This window comes from Hymenobacter agri, from assembly GCF_054778495.1.
Map to the genome: position 1 here is coordinate 1 of NZ_BAAGZM010000755.1, position 1,762 is coordinate 1,762.

The 1,762-nt window shown below is 61.1% G+C and carries 2 protein-coding genes; both read left to right on the forward strand.

From position 1 onward, the window contains the following. Nucleotides 1-319 precede the first annotated feature (319 nt). A complete protein-coding gene (locus ACYVDE_RS21785) occupies nucleotides 320-1,153 on the forward strand; it encodes an alpha/beta fold hydrolase (protein WP_460503641.1) in 834 nt (277 codons plus the stop codon). A gap of 354 nt (nucleotides 1,154-1,507) precedes the next feature. Beyond that, a partial coding sequence (locus tag ACYVDE_RS21790) for an alpha/beta fold hydrolase (protein ID WP_460503642.1) occupies nucleotides 1,508-1,762 on the forward strand: 255 nt, incomplete at its 3' end.

Genomic DNA, 1,762 nt, shown 5'->3' on the forward strand with positions numbered 1-1,762 from the left:
CCGCCCGGGCGTCGGGCAAGGGCTGCCAGGTGAAGCCGGCGGGCGGGGCATTCAGGCGGGCGTCGAAGCGCTGGGCCACGGCGGGCAGCGCCAGTAAGAGCAAACAGAGCAGGCGTAGCATGTAGCTGCAAGAATACGCTGCGTTGCGGCAAAGATTCGTTCGGCTTAGCGAGTTAACCATCCATTATTCAGCCATTATGGTATATAGCCCAATACCAGTACTATTACTATTTTTCATTCATTCAATGCCATTCGCTACCTTAGCCGTGGTGGCCGTTTTTTCGGCTCCCGAAATAGCTGTTGTCCTTTTTTACTGCTTATGACTTATTCTGCTACTACTATTCTGGAGCGTAGCAACGTTACCGTTTCCGGGGCCAGTGGGCCCGGCACGCCCGCCATGGTCTTTCTGCACGGCTTGGGGGCCGACCAGGCCAGCTGGCGCCTGCTGGTGCCGCACTTCGAGCCCACCTACCAAGTGGTGCAGCTCGACTTGGTGGGGGCCGGCGGCTCGCGGCTCGATGAGTACGACCGCGAGCGCCACGGTAGCCTGGCCGGCCACGCCGACGACCTGCTCGACGTGCTGCGCACGCTGGCGCTCTACGATGTGGTGTTCGTGGGCCACTCGGTGGGCGCTATGATTGGCGTACTGGCGGCCGTGCGCGAGCCCGAGCGTTTTCGCAAAATGGTGCTGATTTCGCCCTCGCCACGCTTCATCAACGAGCAGGGCTACGCCGGCGGCTTCGAGCAAAAAGACATCAACGAGCTGCTAGCGGCCATGGACGCCGACTACCAGGGCTGGTCGCGGGGCATTTCGCCGGTGATGATGGGCGCCGACGAATCGCCGGAACTGGTGCTGGAGCTCACCAACAGCTTCGTGCGCACCAACCCCGAAATTGCCCGGCACTTTGCCCGCGTCACCTTCCTGTCCGACACGCGGCCGGAACTGGCGTTCCTCAACACGCCCACGCTGGTGGTGCAGTCGGCCCACGACGTGATTGCCCCGCTGGCCGTGGGCCACTACATCAACGAGCAGCTGGCCGACAGTCGCATCAGCGTGATTGAAACCGGCGGACACTGCCCCCACCTCAGTGCCCCGCAGCAAACGCTGGCCGCTATCGACGCCTTTCTGAAGCAGGATTTGTTGCCGACGTAAGCCGCGTTTAACCCGCTTTTTTCGCGCCCCGCTTTTCGGTTGCTGGCTCCCACGAGCCGGTACCGGAAGGCGGGGCGCACTAGTATGGTGCCGGTCTGCCGATTGGCTTTGGAAACCTTTTTGCCCCTGTATCGGGTGCAGCGTGGCGCTGGCGGCTTCCCAAGGCCTCGCAACTCAACTGCGATTCTACAAGGCACTTAAAAACAATCATTTCACCACAGGCACTCGAAATATTCTTTCTTCGGCCTCGCTGTCAAATCAAGAATTAATTCCCAATTCTGGAAAAATCCTGTTGCGCCGCCTTTCCCTAAAGCCGTGGGCTGGCCTTTTTTCTACCCTGGTTTATTCTTTCCCATGAGCCATTCGCCTTCCTTCGTTTTATCGCGCAGCAACGTGCACGTTTCGGGCCGCGGGCCGCAGGCGGTGGTGCTGCTGCACGGCCTGGGCTGCAACCAAAGCATCTGGCAGCCACTGCTGCCGGCTTTTGAGGCCCACTACCGCGTGGTGCACCTCGATTTGGTAGGCACCGGCGGCTCGGCGGTGGGCGAGTACAGCCGCGAACGCCACGGCAGCCTAGCCGGCCACGCGGCCGATTTGCTCGACGTGCTG

Coding starts and splice junctions, on each gene's coding strand:
- ACYVDE_RS21785 (WP_460503641.1), top strand. CDS start 320: ATGACTTATTCTGCTACTACTATTCTGGAGCGTAGCAACGTTACCGTT.